Origin of the sequence: Algibacillus agarilyticus (assembly GCF_003286125.1) — a bacterium.
GTDB lineage: Bacteria > Pseudomonadota > Gammaproteobacteria > Enterobacterales > Alteromonadaceae > Algibacillus > Algibacillus agarilyticus.
In genome coordinates this window covers 175,039-190,848 of record NZ_QMED01000004.1, presented here as the reverse complement: position 1 = coordinate 190,848, position 15,810 = coordinate 175,039, and the positions used below count along the sequence as shown (strand labels likewise).

General features: G+C 37.7%; 18 protein-coding genes. 9 read left to right on the top strand and 9 right to left on the bottom strand.

Translation table 11 applies throughout. The features are described from left to right. Positions 1-104: 104 nt before the first annotated feature. From infA to trxB, 4 genes are all read right to left on the bottom strand, one after another. On the bottom strand, positions 105-323 hold the full coding sequence (infA, locus tag DPX34_RS05415) for a translation initiation factor IF-1 (RefSeq protein WP_111977387.1): 219 nt from the start codon (positions 321-323) through the stop codon (positions 105-107). A 226-nt stretch (positions 324-549) separates the two neighbouring features. Further along, complete coding sequence (locus DPX34_RS05410) at positions 550-1,260, bottom strand: arginyltransferase (protein ID WP_111977386.1); 711 nt, start codon at positions 1,258-1,260, stop codon at positions 550-552. 27 nt (positions 1,261-1,287) lie between these two features. After that, a complete protein-coding gene (gene aat, locus DPX34_RS05405) occupies positions 1,288-2,007 on the bottom strand; it encodes a leucyl/phenylalanyl-tRNA--protein transferase (RefSeq protein WP_111977385.1) in 720 nt (239 codons plus the stop codon). 75 nt (positions 2,008-2,082) lie between these two features. After that, positions 2,083-3,030 carry a thioredoxin-disulfide reductase gene (gene trxB / locus DPX34_RS05400; protein ID WP_111977384.1) on the bottom strand — a complete coding sequence of 316 codons (948 nt, stop codon included), beginning with the start codon at positions 3,028-3,030 and terminating at the stop codon, positions 2,083-2,085. 236 nt (positions 3,031-3,266) lie between these two features. Here trxB and DPX34_RS05395 point away from each other — a divergent pair, with 236 nt between their 5' ends. Further along, positions 3,267-3,917, top strand: coding sequence for an esterase/lipase family protein (locus DPX34_RS05395; RefSeq protein WP_111977383.1), 651 nt, complete (start codon positions 3,267-3,269; stop codon positions 3,915-3,917). A gap of 19 nt (positions 3,918-3,936) precedes the next feature. On the opposite strand, the gene DPX34_RS05390 is transcribed toward DPX34_RS05395, so the two are convergent. Further along, positions 3,937-4,611, bottom strand: a complete 675-nt coding sequence (locus DPX34_RS05390; protein WP_111977382.1) for a TIGR01621 family pseudouridine synthase — start codon at positions 4,609-4,611, stop codon at positions 3,937-3,939. Positions 4,612-4,682: 71 nt separating this feature from the next. On the opposite strand from DPX34_RS05390, the gene DPX34_RS05385 reads away from it, so the two are divergent. From DPX34_RS05385 to DPX34_RS05350, 8 genes are all read left to right on the top strand, one after another. Continuing rightward, positions 4,683-5,105 (top strand): hypothetical protein, encoded by a 423-nt coding sequence (locus DPX34_RS05385; RefSeq protein WP_111977381.1) that lies wholly within the window; start codon positions 4,683-4,685, stop codon positions 5,103-5,105. A gap of 221 nt (positions 5,106-5,326) precedes the next feature. Continuing rightward, positions 5,327-5,953 (top strand): hypothetical protein, encoded by a 627-nt coding sequence (locus DPX34_RS05380; protein ID WP_111977380.1) that lies wholly within the window; start codon positions 5,327-5,329, stop codon positions 5,951-5,953. Beyond that, on the top strand, positions 5,943-6,347 hold the full coding sequence (locus tag DPX34_RS05375) for an ACT domain-containing protein (RefSeq protein WP_269815511.1): 405 nt from the start codon (positions 5,943-5,945) through the stop codon (positions 6,345-6,347). Before DPX34_RS05380 ends, DPX34_RS05375 begins: the two co-directional genes overlap by 11 nt. A 214-nt stretch (positions 6,348-6,561) precedes the next feature. Beyond that, positions 6,562-8,172 carry an ABC transporter permease gene (locus DPX34_RS05370; RefSeq protein WP_111977379.1) on the top strand — a complete coding sequence of 537 codons (1,611 nt, stop codon included), beginning with the start codon at positions 6,562-6,564 and terminating at the stop codon, positions 8,170-8,172. A 9-nt stretch (positions 8,173-8,181) separates the two neighbouring features. Next, positions 8,182-9,192, top strand: coding sequence for an ABC transporter ATP-binding protein (locus DPX34_RS05365; protein ID WP_111977378.1), 1,011 nt, complete (start codon positions 8,182-8,184; stop codon positions 9,190-9,192). 73 nt (positions 9,193-9,265) lie between these two features. After that, complete coding sequence (locus DPX34_RS05360; protein ID WP_111977377.1) at positions 9,266-9,931, top strand: energy transducer TonB; 666 nt, start codon at positions 9,266-9,268, stop codon at positions 9,929-9,931. A gap of 236 nt (positions 9,932-10,167) precedes the next feature. After that, positions 10,168-10,752: a sigma-70 family RNA polymerase sigma factor gene (locus DPX34_RS05355; protein WP_232824666.1), complete on the top strand. Its 585-nt coding sequence runs from the start codon at positions 10,168-10,170 to the stop codon at positions 10,750-10,752. Position 10,753: 1 nt separating this feature from the next. Continuing rightward, the gene (locus DPX34_RS05350; protein WP_111977376.1) at positions 10,754-11,404 is read left to right on the top strand and encodes a hypothetical protein; all 651 of its coding nucleotides are present in this window, start codon (positions 10,754-10,756) and stop codon (positions 11,402-11,404) included. A gap of 343 nt (positions 11,405-11,747) precedes the next feature. On the opposite strand, the gene DPX34_RS05345 is transcribed toward DPX34_RS05350, so the two are convergent. From DPX34_RS05345 to DPX34_RS05330, 4 genes are read right to left on the bottom strand one after another with little or no spacing between them, the layout of a single operon-like run. After that, entirely contained in the window at positions 11,748-12,608 is an 861-nt protein-coding gene (locus DPX34_RS05345; RefSeq protein WP_111977375.1) for a phosphotransferase, read from the bottom strand. Beyond that, the gene (gene pnuC / locus DPX34_RS05340) at positions 12,608-13,240 is read right to left on the bottom strand and encodes a nicotinamide riboside transporter PnuC (RefSeq protein WP_111977374.1); all 633 of its coding nucleotides are present in this window, start codon (positions 13,238-13,240) and stop codon (positions 12,608-12,610) included. The genes DPX34_RS05345 and pnuC overlap by 1 nt, the downstream gene beginning before the upstream one ends. 3 nt (positions 13,241-13,243) lie before the next feature. Beyond that, positions 13,244-13,513 carry a YkoF family thiamine/hydroxymethylpyrimidine-binding protein gene (locus DPX34_RS05335; protein WP_111977373.1) on the bottom strand — a complete coding sequence of 90 codons (270 nt, stop codon included), beginning with the start codon at positions 13,511-13,513 and terminating at the stop codon, positions 13,244-13,246. 49 nt (positions 13,514-13,562) lie between these two features. Then, positions 13,563-15,662: a TonB-dependent receptor gene (locus DPX34_RS05330; protein ID WP_111977372.1), complete on the bottom strand. Its 2,100-nt coding sequence runs from the start codon at positions 15,660-15,662 to the stop codon at positions 13,563-13,565. Positions 15,663-15,810 lie beyond the last annotated feature (148 nt).

Here is a 15,810-nt window from a genome sequence, read left to right as displayed (position 1 = left end):
AATAGGTAGGGGTTAATACGTTTATTAAATTATTTGCTAATTTAAGCCAAAAGGCATATCCGATAGCAAAGCTATCGGATCCACTATTATCCGTTAAATTATGATTAACGTTGGCGGAAAATAATGCGGCCTTTTGATAAATCATACGGTGTCATTTCAACCGTAACTTTATCACCCGTTAAAATTCTGATGTAGTTTTTACGCATTTTTCCAGAGATATGAGCTGTCACAACATGCCCATTTTCTAATTCAACACGAAACATGGTATTTGGTAATGTATCTAAAACAGTACCTTGCATCTCAATGCAGTCTTCTTTTGCCATTCAGCAATAAACCTCGAATAAATAATAAGTAAAGCGTGGAAAATCGCGCGAAATAATGCCTGATATCGTTGCTTAAGTAAAGAGGGCGGGTACAAAAAAGGTGTTTTTACCGACATATAAACCTTAATGACAGATAACATGACAGAGAACAAAAGATGTTGAGTCGGACTTTTCGCTATAATTTAAGGTAAACAAATGAATTGGTTAACCATTTTACCTTTAAATATTAACTAATGTGTTGCCATTCACCTTGGATCCAACGCTCATGTGGCTTAAAGTTTGTTTTGTAATTCATTTTTTGACAGGCATCTATTTGATAACCCAAATAGACATAATCAAGTTTAAGTGCCAAGGCAAATTCAACAGCTTTTAAAATAGCTAATGTGCCAATAGAGTTCGATTGATAATCGGGTTCAAAAAAAGTGTAAACAGCCGATAAAGAGTGAGGCAATACATCCAGCACACTAACTGCAATTAGTTGGTCTTCATCGTAAATTTCTAAATAGGCCGTAGTAAGCCAATGTGCTTGCACAAAATTTAAATACTGTTCTTTATCTGCCGGGTACATCGTGCCATCAGAATGGCGGGTATTGATATATTGTTCATATAAGGGAAAATAAGATTCAACATTGTCATTGTTGGGTTGGAGTTTACACGCTAAGTTTTTATTCTTTTTTAAGACTCTTTTTTGGCTTTTAGATAAATTGAACTGTGTAACCGGCAGCCTAATTGATTCACAGGCACTACATTGGCTGCAATAAGGGCGATACACTTGTGAACCGCTGCGACGAAACCCGGCTGTCATTAACTGTTCATAGTTTACGTCAGAGTAAACGATGTCATCCATTGCAATCAACAGCTTTTCTTTTTGGTCACTTAAATAACTACAATCAAATTCATGACTGACTGCAAACTTGATAGGGATCATATTCGTCATTAGTTTAACCTTATCTTAAGGAGTTAGTTATTTTGGATGTGAAAGTTTATAGGGTCGGGGATCCCAACAATTTTTAGGTATTGTGGTTTTTCTGTTGATATACAACTCGGCTAAAAATGTTTCTCGATCGATTTCTGAAATACCCAATGAAGAGAGATGACTATTTTGTAATTGGCAATCAATAAAAGCGTAATTAAATTGGCTTAACAAATCAACAAGCACCACCATCGCGGCTTTAGATGCATCTGTAACCGTATGAAACATTGATTCACCACAAAACACAGCGCCAACACTAACGCCGTATAATCCACCTACAAGCTCATCATTTTGCCATACCTCAATTGAATGTGCTTGGCGGTTGTGATGCAGCTGGTTGTAACCTTTCAATATATCAGATGTGATCCAGGTGCCTTCACTGTATGAGCGGGTTGCTGCACATTTTGTGATCACTTGATTAAACGCTTGATTAATCGTGTAAGTAAATTGGCTTCGGCGCAGCGATTTTTTTAAGCTTCGGCTGATATGAAAATCATTAAAATTTAAGATAGCACGTGGGTTTGGACTCCACCATAAAATGGGTTCGCCAGGGTTATACCAAGGAAATATGCCTTCAAAGTAAGCGTTCTTTAAACGTTGGGGTGATAAATCGCCGCCAATCGCTAATAAGCCATTTGGGTGCATTAAAGCGTGTTCTGGTGGTGGGAAATCGAAATGCTCGTTATCGAGTTGATAGACTGCGGTCGTCATAAAAACTGCTATATGTTTAATGAATACACATATAGCAGTATAGTCTGGTTAAATTCGGTTATGCAAATGGTATTTCTATAACGAATCTAGGTATTTTTCTGCATCAAGTGCCGCCATGCAGCCTGTACCCGCAGAGGTAATTGCTTGACGGTAAGTATGATCCATTACATCACCTGCAGCGAATACACCTTCAACGCTAGTCGCGGTTGCATTACCTTCTAAACCTGATTTTACAACAATATAACCGTCTTTCATGGTTAATTGATCGGTAAATAAATCCGTGTTTGGTTTATGACCAATCGCAATAAACACACCCATCGCTTCTAATTCTGATGTTTCATCAGTTGAAGTATGACGCATTCTTATACCTGTAACACCCATGTCATCACCTAACACTTCATCAAGCGTTTGGTCTAAGTGCAAAGTAATGTTACCGTTTTCAGCTTTATCCATTAAACGCTTAATCAAGATTTTTTCAGCGCGGAAAGTATCACGACGATGAACAACATGAACTTCAGAACAAATGTTAGATAAATATAACGCTTCTTCAACGGCCGTGTTACCACCGCCAACAACAACAACTTTTTTATTGCGGTAAAAGAAACCATCACAAGTTGCACAGGCCGAAACCCCTTTACCCGCAAAGGCTTCTTCAGATGGTAAACCTAAATATTTAGCTGAAGCACCCGTGCAAATAATTAAAGAATCACAGGTGTATTCTTTATCACCTTTTAAGCGGTATGGCTTTTGCGAAAAATCGACTGATTCAATATGATCGAAAAGAATTTCAGTTTCAAATTTTTCAGCATGCTCTTTCATTCTTTCCATTAAAGCAGGGCCGGTCATGTCATGTGCATCACCTGGCCAGTTTTCAACTTCAGTGGTTGTTGTTAATTGGCCACCTTGTTGTAACCCTGTGACTAAAACGGGGTTTAAATTTGCTCTAGCGGCATAAATAGCGGCTGTATATCCGGCAGGGCCAGAACCTAAAATGAGTAATCGAGCATGTTTAACTTCGCTCATAGTCTTCTCCGATAAAAATGTATAAATACAAAGATGAGGCTTGAGTATGAAGAATCAAGCTGTGTATAGAAAATTATTTAGGTTGAAGCTGCAAACAGTTTAAATTTAACCACTTACTGAAAATTAACCTAGCGTATTTAAAGGCGATTATAACTAAATAATTTAACTTAATGTTGGAATTTTTGGAATTTTATGTACAACATTAAACTAATTTAGAATCTAAAAATCTGAAAGAAATGACAAAAAAAATCACAATTTTATTGCATGGCTTAGCAAGAAGTGCCATTTCGCTGCTACCCATGGAATTAGCATTAAAACAAGCGGGCCTCCAAGTTAAAAATATTGGTTATCCGTCGACTGATTTTTGCATAGATGATTTAACGCATAACCATTTGTATCCTGCCTTATTACCTTATATTAAAGAAGGTTATGCTTTTGATTTTGTTTGTCATTCAATGGGCGGAATATTAGTCCGTAATTTAATGTATATCTACCCTGAAATTGATGTGGGTCGGGCAGTGATGTTGTCTCCACCTAACCATGGTAGTGAAATTGTCGACACGTTGTCGAGTTGGTCTTTATTTGAATTTTTTAATGGCCCAGCAGGCCAAGAGTTGAGCACCAATCCCAATAGTAAACCTAATTGTTTAGGGCCGGTTAATTTCGAGGTTGGCGTGATCACGGGGGAATTGTCATTGAATCCCATTTTTGTGCATTTTTTTAATGGTCCAAATGATGGCAAGGTATCGGTTGAAAGTGCCAAATTGGAAGGAATGAAAGATTTCTTGGTGGTTAAAGCAAGTCATACTTTCATTATGAACAATCTTAAGGTTATTGATAACACTCTACATTTTTTAAAAAAAGGCCATTTTAATAAACGAAGGTGAACATTTATTAGCGCCTAAGTTACCAGTCGAGATCCCAAGGTGAAGTGAATTCTGGATTATTAAATTGAGTTTTTACCGCGTCATGATTAAAGAATTCGCCTGTTGTTGGCGGACAAATAAACGCATAGTCTTGTTCATTGATGGCAAAACGAACAGCATAGGCATGAAGATAGGTGCGGTCGCTTTTAACGCCTTTATATAGTTCATCACCTAATATTGCCGCCATATTCGATTTCATCGCAACTCTGAGTTGGTGTGTTTTACCGGTTAAGGGTTTTAATAAATAAAGCCTATTGGCTGAACCTAACGCGAATGATTTAAATAACGTGGTGGCGGGCGAAACGAAGGTGCGATTCAGCATCCACGTTTTATTACGCGATTTACTCATATCACCTGTTATTTTTCCTTGCTTCTTTTTAGGTTTGTTAGTGGCTAATGCGACATAAAATTTGTCTATTTTTTTATTGGTAAAAGCGTGATTAAATTGAAGCTCTGTCGTTAAATTTTTGGCCATGATGATTAAGCCTGATGTCACTTTATCGAGTCGATGCACGGGATATAATTCATCAACGGCTAAATGTTCTTTCACCTGATTAAAAAAACCGATAGTTTGGGTTTGTGAGTCATCATGAAAGTCACAATTTTCGGGTTTATTGACAACAATGAAGTCTGAATTTTGATATATGACGTGCATAAAACTATGATTAAAAGAATGGTTAAGTTAATTCTAACATAAAGATATGATTAAAAAGGCTTAGGTAAGCAATGTTTGTCTTCAAGGTAGAAAAAGGTACAGCAGCGTATAAAGTTGAGTTAAGCATGATCATGTTGTTGATTATGTTGTCGTTGATAGGGTGCACAGACTCAGTTGATGAATATGCCCCGCGTACGACCCTTATAAAAGTAGATAAATTATTAGCGCCGTATTTTGTTTCTGGTGAATGGCGATACCGAGGTGCTCGACCGACTGATCAAGGTATAGCCGCCTATATTCAAGTGCCAGATAGAATTGAATTGTCTGAAAAACAGCATAAAAACTATATTTTGTTGACGGTTTGTCCAGATAAAACGGTGGCTTATTTTTGGCACGATATCTTTCCTTACGAACTTTATATACGCACCTATAATTATGTTGATCGTAATTATATAGAAACACACTGTCCTTCACCTTTAATGCAAGATAATTAAAGGCCACAGCCCTTTGGGAAAAGGCCCAAAAGCCCTCACTCTGCGTTTCTCGTCATTTATTTAGCGCAACTAAACCACTATCATCGCGCCTTGATTGTTAACTTTTGGAGTATTCTTGAGCTTTTACCGCAAAGATATACAGGCCCTGGCTTTCGGGTTTGAATTAAGGCGTTTTTATGTTTTACTGTGCAGCATAATTTATTAATGGATTAATTCACCTTATGAAACATTTGAGCAAACTTATTCTATGGTCTTTTATCGTTGTCGGGCTTGTGAGTTGTTCGTCTACCTCTGATCAAAACGCATCAAATCTAACGAGTCCCACCCCTGCTATCTATAAAGTGTTACCTCATGTTGTTGAAAACTTAATTAAACGTAATTATCGTGTCTATGATCAACCTGAACTCGGTTATTCAATTCATTATGAAGTGCCTTACAAAGTATTGGCGGATGTATACATTTACCCATTACCTGAAAATCAAATGCCGTTTTCAAATAAAGATATTGTGGTGGGTAATTCAGCTCATGCTATTCAAGAAATTTTGCACTTTGAAAAAAAGGGTGTTTACAAAAATGTAAAGGTGTTAGATCAAGCAGGCTGGGGAAGTCGTGATGATATGCTGTTAAAAACAGAGCTTACTTTTTTGGCTAAAGGTCAAGATCGTTACTCTTTAATCTATTTTGCTCAGCATATGAATTCATTGGTTAAAATTAGAATGACAATGGATAATCATTCCGTTAACCGACAAAGTGGTGCTTGGGACAATTTTGCTAAAAAATTGATGAAACAAATTGGTACCGAGCTACGTAATAAACAAGCTAAAAGACAAGAAACGCGTGGCTATTAAAAAAGCGATTAAAGATTTGGCGGTGTTGCTAAGGTCAATGCAACCTGTGCTGGATCCGCAAGCCTATGTTTTTTGTTGTATCGCAAGCGATCTAAACGATGTGCTTTCATTAAAGCCCATTGCGACTTTTCATGAAAAAGAAGGCTTAACACTTGTTATTACGCAAGAGACCGCTAACCTTGAAAATTTGGTGTATGACGGTGTTTTTTGTAAAATAACCTTGTCTGTTTATTCCAGTTTAGCGGCGGTTGGTTTAACCGCCGCTGTCGCCGGAGCGCTGGCTGCTCACGGCATAAGTGCAAATGTGATGGCGGCATTTCATCATGATCATGTCTTTGTACCCCAGGCGGATGCTCAACAAGCTTTAGCTATTTTGAATACGTTAAGTGCTTAATGTGAGTTTTCATGAAATAATTGGCTTAAATTTATACGATTAAAGGCTTTAAATACGAATGATTTTGACTCTCGACACTGCTTTTAAGTAGAATGGGTAGATTAATTTGTAGGTCTCCTTTGCTACAATCAAATAGATAGCGGATCGCGCTTTGTCGTATATTTCAAAAGTTTCAAATCTAATCTCTTTTTCTTCGTTTCGAATCTCACCTGTGATGTTGCTAAGTGGGCTAGTTGCCTTCGTTTTAATTCTGCCTGTTGTTTTTTTAACCATCGCTTCTTTTCAACCTGACGATGATATATTTAGTCATTTAATCGATACCGTTTTAAGTGATTATGTAATTAATACGCTGCTATTAGTGTTTGGGGTTTGTAGTTTATCGTTACTCATTGGCTTACCCTTAGCTTGGGTGATGGCGATGTGCAGTTTCCCGGGCAAGCGTTTTTTTAGTTGGGCGCTTATTTTACCTTTAGCGATGCCTGCTTATGTTGTGGCTTATGTTTTTACTGATTTATTTGACTATGCAGGCAGTGTGCAGATAACGCTTCGTGCATGGTTTAATTGGCAATCAGTCGCGGACTATTGGTTTTTTGATATTCGCACTTTAGGGGGGGCAACCATTATATTAAGCTTGGTTTTGTATCCTTATGTCTATTTATTACTTCGCTCAGCTTTTATTAATCAATGTGCGGTACAAGTACAAGCAAGCCGAATTATGGGCGATAGTGCTTGGCGTAGTTTTTTTCGTATCAGTTTACCTCAAACTCGTGGTGTTATTGTGGCCGCTTTGTCATTGGTCGCCATGGAAACGATGGCCGATTTTGCGACGGTGCATTATTTTGCTGTTAATACATTAACGACTGCAATTTATGATACTTGGTTAGGTTATTACAGCTTGTCAGCGGCGGCTAAATTGTCGGTGATGATGCTCGCGTTTGTTTTTATATTTCTAGCCCTAGAAAAATATCAACGTAAACGTATTAAAAATTATTCCCGCAGTGATTCATTCACTCAAGGAGAGCCATACCCGTTGACAGGGTTAACCGCTTTGCTGGTGGTCGCCGGTATGTCATTTATCTTTTTTATGGGGTTTGTCTTACCTTTTGGTATATTAATTCAGTATGGTATTGATTACTTCGATGTTGCATGGAATGACGATTTTATAAAATTTGCTTGGCAAAGTTTATTGATGGCCTCAAGTGTAGCCGTAGGGTGTTTGTTGGTCGCTTTGCTTTGTAATATCGCAAACCGTCAACAACACGAAACCCCTTTTAGTGCATTACCGGGGCATGCGATGAGTTTAGGTTACGCCTTACCCGGCACTGTATTGGCTATTGCCGTGTTGATACCTTTAACGCAAATCGAACTCGTCGCTAATGAATATTTAGATAATTGGTTTGCTTGGCAACCCGGTTTATTTTTAAGTGGTACACTCACCGCGATTATTTTCGCTTATATTGTTCGATTTAGTGCAATAACCGTTGGTGCAATCAGAGAAGGCTATGCATCAATATCACCTAATTTAGATAATGCGAGCTTAACGATGGGCCGTTCATTTTTATTTACGGTTAAACGTATTCATTTACCGTTATTATTTAAAGTGATGTTAACCAGTTCGTTATTGGTTTTTATTGAAGCAATGAAAGAGCTGCCCGCGGCTTTGTTACTGCGCCCATTTGGTTTTGAAACATTGGCCACGTACGTTTATCAATATGTAAGTGATGAGCAATTAGAACATGCCTCCATCGCCGCTATTGCCATTGTGCTTGTCGGGCTTATCCCGCTTATTTTTGTTAATCGCTTTGCATCGCAATCACAACGCTAAGGATTTATTTTGACTAGTATTGTTTCGGTAAAAAACATTCATCTTCACTATGGTCAACAAAAGGTACTTTCCGGAGTCGATTTCACTTTAAATAAAGGTGAAATATTGTGTTTATTAGGGCCGAGTGGTTGCGGTAAAACGACCATTTTAAAGAGCGTAGCGGGGTTATTACCTATTTCGGCAGGCACCATTGAAATCAACAATAAAGTGGTGAGTCGAGATAACGAAATGATACCCGCCGAAAAAAGAAATTTAGGCATGTTGTTTCAAGATTATGCACTGTTTCCGCATTTAACGGTTACAGATAATATTACCTATGGCTTGCGTGGCTTGAATAAAAACGAAAAACAGCAACGCTTAACAGAACTGTTAACATTGGTTCACTTAGATGGTAACCAACACAAATACCCACATCAATTATCAGGTGGTCAGCAGCAACGCGTTGCGTTGGCAAGGGCACTTGCTTATAAACCCGATTTGTTATTGTTAGATGAACCGTTTTCAAATATTGATACAAAAGTTAAATTTGAATTAATCGATCAGGTTCGCGATATTATCAAACAAGAAAATGTTGCCGCGATATTTGTTTCACATAGCAAAGAAGAAGCTTATGCATTTGCCGATAAAGTGGCATTGCTCAATCAAGGTAAAGTCGAACAACTTGATGCGCCTGATGTTTTATATAAACAACCCAAAAGTTTATTTGTTGCCAATTTTATGGGGGCTTTAAACAGTTTTAAATTAGCGACCTTACCTGATTACTTGCATGCTAAGTTTAATTGTGAAGCGCATGATATGGTTTCTTTTCGACCTGAACATATTAAATTAAGCCCCATGACAGAGTCTGCAGTGATTAAAGCACAAATATTAAAGAAACGTTTTGTTGGCTCTCATTATCAAATCACGGTAAAACATAATGACACGGCTTTATTAGTGTTAACTGATAAAGGAGAGCATTACGAACCTCTGCAATGGGTCAATATTAACTTACAAAGTGAAAAAGCCATTTTATTTAATTAAATGGTAAATGATTTAACCCCTTTTATCTTTGTCAGACGTTTTATTACTGACAAACAATAAAAGGGGACTGTCGATGACAACAATTCAATTAGATTCAAAACCAACTTTACACACACACGTTAATATTCAACCCGCATTTATTAAATTTAGTGCATCTGTTATTTTGGGCGTAATCTCGGCATTTAGTTTGTTCGTACTGATGCAAACATTAATAACACAAGATGAAGTTAACATTGTCGCTGACCCGACGGTAAAAATAGGTGATTTTGTGTTTGTTAAACCGATCGAAAAAACGATTGTAAAACCTGACCCACGTCCCAAATTAAAACCACCCGTTAAAGCCCCTGTTAAGCAAACTGCCACCGCTGATCCGATTGATATTGATGGGGTGAGTACAATTGAAAACATTGCAATTGACGTGGTGACGACTACGAGTGGCACAGACTGGACTGGCCCTGAAAAAACAGATGATGATGCGTCTCCTATTGTTAGAGTTGCACCTCGTTATCCAATGAAAGCCGCCCAGCAAGGTATTGAAGGCTGGGTTAAATTACGGTTTTCGATAAATAAGTTAGGGGGCGTAGAAGATATTGACATTATTGACTCTCAGCCTAAAAGAACATTTGATCGTGAAGCTCAACGCGCTTTAGCTAGATGGAAGTACCAGCCAAAAATTTTAAACGGCGAAGCTATTAAACAAACCGGCTTATCGGTACAGCTTGATTTTTCAATGCAATAATGAGCGTTTTAATCAAATAGGGTAGAAAGATTGAATCAAGACTTGGGTATAAATACGCTGCCCAAGCACATTGTTTAAGCCAAAATGGCTATAGAGTGAATAGGCTAGGGTGCCTATTTTAATCATCGACACTTTGCCTAATGCCCATCACAGTTAACTTGCAAAAGTAATCAGCTATTAACGACGATGGGTATAATACCGTTAGACATGCGCATTTTATAAATAAGGACGACTTTTTGATTTTAACTGAAAAACTAAAAAGCTGGTTTGATTGGCGACATGATCAGTTTGATTGTGAACGAGCTATGTTGGCTTATGCACAAAATGGCAATCACAAAATATTAGACAGCTTAGTTAATCGATTAGGCGATGATTTATATTTTTATTTATTGAGCCAGTCTGATAACGCTTTGGCTGCTGATATCAGTCAGCAAGTGTGGTTAAAAGTCATCGAAAAAAGGCAGCTCTATCGAGTTAATAAAAGTGTAAAAGCGTGGCTGTTTTCTATCGGGCGAAATTTATTGATTGATCAGCTACGCATGCAAAACCGCTGGCAATTTGATGAACTTGAAATACAAACCGAGACTGAAAAATTACCCTTTGTCGCATCGCCTGAAATCGAGTTAAGCCAAGCCCAATTATTAACACAATTTGAATGTTTGCTTGCCGCTTTGCCGTTTGCGCAAAAAGAAGCCTGGATTTTGCAACAAGAAGGGTTTTCGATAAGCCAGATCAGTGAAATAACCCAGCAAGAACCTGAAACAGTGAAAAGCCGATTACGTTATGCGCGAGCTCATTTAACCATGCCCACTGAGAGTTAAGATGAAAAAATCAATATCAGCGTCTGAACAGCCGCAACCTCATACCCAATATGAACAGTTAAAAAAGCGTGCGCCACTGCCTGATCATGTTAAATACCGAATACAAGTTAAAGCAAAACGCCAAGATCCCAAATTGAAGTCATCATTCATGTCATTTAAATCATGGACGGCACTCGCGAGTGCTGTTTTGGTTTTGATCACTGGGATTAATATTTTTGAGTTTGGTTTAGCACAAAATCAAATGCCAATTGTACAAAGTAAACCACAAGTAAGCTTAGATGAAGCGGTGACAATTCAAGTTATTGAACCCAATTTAGCCACTCGTTTATCTGCCGAAATAATAACGGATCGCCAAGCTTATTTGGCTTTTAAAGCGTCGTTACAATCGCAAATGGCAAAACTCAATAATGATTATAATCAAGCGCAGGGTGAGTACGAACATTACGCAAAAATGGCTCACCTTCATCAAGAAAACAAAGACGTAAAATTAACACTTTGTGACGATACGATAAAACCAGTGTATCTAAAAGACGATCAAATAAATAAATCGTTTGATGCTTTGAGTGATTCTGAATCTAGGCTCGTACAGTTAGTTTTTAACCGCCAAGGTAAAATTGTATTGATTAAAAATACGAGCAACACAAGTTGTTAATAGAGGCTAGGGCGTGTTTATCTTTTGTGTATGCTTTTGCAGCCGTATTTGCACGATTTATACAAGGCAGAGCGATTGCGGTGTCGTTATTCTACATAAAAGAGCGATAAAGACTTTATGCTCCTGCAAAGTCACCTTACCCCACATCCATGTGGGGCAACATAGTAGAAATAGGGCAAATGCGCTGCCCTTTGGGTTCAATCCAAAAGGTTTTGCTCTTTGTTATTGGCTTTTGACGTAGAACCACTATGCCATCAAGCCAATGCCGCGATCAAAACGCTTTGGAATTGAACAAAATCTATACGACAAAGATAAACACGCCCTAGTTATTGGTTAAAAACAATTAATGTAAATTAAACCACAGTTTATTTAATGTCATAAAAACGCTTATATAATCCTGCGTGCGCAACTTAAAGGTGTCTTGTTCTGTTGTCGATAACGCTGTCTTTTGTAAGTACTGGTCAATTAATAAGGCTTGTTGGCTTTTGTTAAGCTGGTTAATCGTAATACAGGCGGCTAAGTCATATTCAGGTGGGGCACGGCGAGCGTATTCCCAATCAATGATAGTCGGCGGTGTACTTGCTAATACGTTATGTATTGATAAGTCACCATGGCAAAGGCAGTTTAGCGCGTCATCATGTGCGGCCGCTTTATCTAATTTATCAGCTAAATTAAGTATATACCTAATGGTATCCTCATTTGTTTTATCATTTCTTTTTACTCTGCCTTTATCTATTTCAGTGCAGTTGGTATTTTGATTGCGGATATTAAGTAATTTTTGAACATCGTAGACTAATCGTTGTTGAATTAACGGTAAGCACTGAGTTTCTTGTTTAAATTGATGTAAATAAAATAAACAGTCAGATAATAATGTAATGGTCGTATGTTGTTGCTCAGGTGATAAAGATAAGGGTTCTGCCTCAATATAATTTGAGAGTTCACACCCTAATTTATCATGATAAGCAATGGGTCTGAGTGTGAGTTTATGGTTAGCTAAAAAATCAGTGACTTGTTGCTCTGTTTTTCGCTCACTGAGTGTGACTTTGTTTGAGTTATACAGTTTAAAAAAATAAAAGGCACCAGATTGTGCCTCTATTTTATAACACTGATTGGTTAACGCATGCGGTATAGTGACAATACGCTTAATGCTTTGATTAAGTATGGTCTCTATCCAGTTTATCGTTTCATGCGTGAGCGTTGGCATTACGTTGCTATTTTAGTCGGCTTTTTTGATGCTAACAGCACTCGCCATTGAAAGTATCCCCAACAAGCAATCACCGTATACAACATAAACAATACGGCTATTATCATGAGTGATTTATTCATATATAAATACACTGAAACGATATCGATTATGATCCAGTAAAGCCAGTTTTCAACCACGCGTTGTGTGATCAAATAAGTCGCATAAATAGCAAAAACAGTGGTGAAAGTATCTAAATAAGGGTAAGACGCGGCTGTTTGATTCGCCATATAGTATCCCAGAATTATGGAAACGATAATCAGTGGGATGATCCATTTAACATGTTGTTTTATTGACCAGCTAACAACATCTAATTGCTCTTCAAACGCATTATCCGGAAACGTATCCAATTTATGTTTACGCCATTGCCAAAAGCCAAAAACAGCCATTGCCATATAATAAACATTCAAGATGCTGTCCATTAACAAATTGACCTGAAAAAAGATTAACGTAAAGATCAACGTTGATAAAAAGGCGGCTGGCCAGCATGCAATATGCCCTTTGGCAGCTAAAATGACATAAGCCAAAGAAAGCAAAGTCGCGATTAATTCCCAACTCGACATCCCGAGTGTTTGATTCATAAATTCAATCATGTTTTAACCGTATTTTGATACAAAGTTGCTACGATCACTTGGCACAAATTTACAAACAAATATACTCATGCCTAATTGTTGATGTACTTTTTTGATTTCAGCCATGACCTTGCTCATAACAGCATCATATTCACCGCTAACCAGTGTGCTCATGCCATTGGTCGTAATTGTTAAATCGGCATGTTGATGTAATTGCTTTATGAACTGCCAAATGACGTCTTCATAATCTTGCTGTGCTAAAGGGTATAAACTGATCTCTATGGATAATTCCATTATTTAGTCTCTATAAATAGAAAATAGGCTACCTTGCGGTAGCCTACTATTAAAATGTATATTCTGCTTTCAAGCCCCAAGTATGACGTTCTCCATATTGGAAATAAGGTTCAGTCATATATTCTTTACGAGGGTCGTTACCAAAGCTACCAAAGCCACGAACATAATAATCCGTATCATTTAAATTGCGGGCCCATAACTTAATAAGCCAATCATCAAGTTGGTAGTTGAGGCTAAGATGAATCAAGTTATAAGACACAGATCGAGTGTCATGATCACTATCTGAAAAGCGGTAATCATCTTTACCTTCGACTTCAATATTAATATCAAACTTGTCAGTTAAGTTAATTTTTGTGCCTAGGCTATAGGTATAACTCGGAGAGTGAGATAACTCTTCAGTTTGTATTTGCTGGCCGCTGACGGTGGTATAACCTTCAAATTTAGCTTTTAATAACCCTAAGCTACCAAAAAGTGTAATATCTTGATGAGGTTGCCAGCCCATTTCTAGCTCTACACCACGGCTGAAACCGACGTCGGCATTACCCGTAACTGAGATAAACTCAGTACTACTGTTTTCTCTTATTATTTCTTTATCATCTTGTACTTGCACGTTATAACGTTCCATCGTAAATAAGGCGGTATTTAACCAAGCATTATGTTGTGGAAAATCAAATTTATAACCGACTTCAAAATTCCATAAATATTCTGGGCTAAATTGTCTTTCAGCTTGATCAGTGATTGAACTTGATACATTAAAGCCACCCACTTTATAACCTCGATTAATCGAGGCATAAGCATGCTCGTCTTCGCTTATTTTAAAGTTAGCGACAAACTTACCCCCCCACATGTTGTATGTCGGACTGACAAAATAAGCATCACTATTACGGTAATTATCGTTGTGTTTTTCAAATCGCAAACCAAATTCAGTTGAGAAAACATCATTAACCTGAGTATCTAACTGACCAAATAGGGCATACTTTTCAGATTCTAAACCATGGTAATAATCACTCGCTAAATCAGTCTGTTGGCGCTGTAGGTCTTCAACCGACTTTTTGTAATAGATACCCGCGATCCAATCGGTGGTATCAGCAAATAATCGACCTTGGTCTTCAGATAACGCTCTGATTTCACCCACAACATTTTCACGGCCTCTAGTATAGTTATCAATAGCACTGTATTCCCAATCTGGGTCAATACCTACAAAACTCCAGTCTTCATCATAACCATACTGGATATTACTATCGGCATAACTCGAAATCGCTTGTATGCGAACCGCATCATTCAATACATGATCGATGAAGACACTGGCCGCATTGGTTTTTTGAGTATCTTTTCCTGGCTGATCCGATAATGTTTCACGTGTGTTATCTAAACTAAATGCGTCGTAACCGTTTTTAATATTAATATGAAATAAACTCACATCCACTTGGGTATCAGCATCAGCTTGCCAACGAAATTTACTGCGAAGAGTGACTTCATCTCGATCATTGGTATCAGTGCGGCCAAGGTGTGTATTTTTGATAAAACCATTACTGTGATATTTATGGGCTGCAAATCGTGCTGTTATCGTATCGGTAATAGCTGTTGAAACACTACCCGCGACTTCACGGTTGCTGTAATTACCCATCCCTAATGTGATATTAGCTTCTGTTTTTTCTGTCGGTGGTTTGCTTTCTAGGTAAATCATGCCGGCTAATGCATTGGCGCCAAAACGTGTGCCTTGCGGACCTCGATAAATTTCAGCTTGTGCCATATCATATAACGTTGCGCCGCTACCAATACCCGTAAAATCAACATTATCTATGATTAACCCAACAGACGGTAAAACAGGATCAGCAAACTCACCACTAATGCCTATTCCTCTTATTTGAAAATAACGAGCACGAGAGCTTCCACTTGAATACGTTAAATTGGGAGCTGCAGAGAATATTTCTTCAAGGTGATTTGCCGTTCGGCGTTCAATCACTTGATTGTTTAATACACTTATAGATGAAGACGCTCTTAATACATCATTATCTCGAAAATCGCCTAATATCTGAATCCGTTCAATATCTGAAGTTGATTTATTGTCTTGTTCGTTTGCGTTTACTAATAGGACAGATGATGTCGCTAATAAGCTTGATGTGATTAAAACAGATTTGGTTTTCATTTATTTCTCTAATTATCGGTATGAGACAGGTCAGAATATTTAATGATTAACTAATAAATCATAGGGATAAATATTCAATATATTATTATATTTTATCAATTTTAACAGAGGATCAAGATATAGCCTAACGACATACGCTGATTGCTAT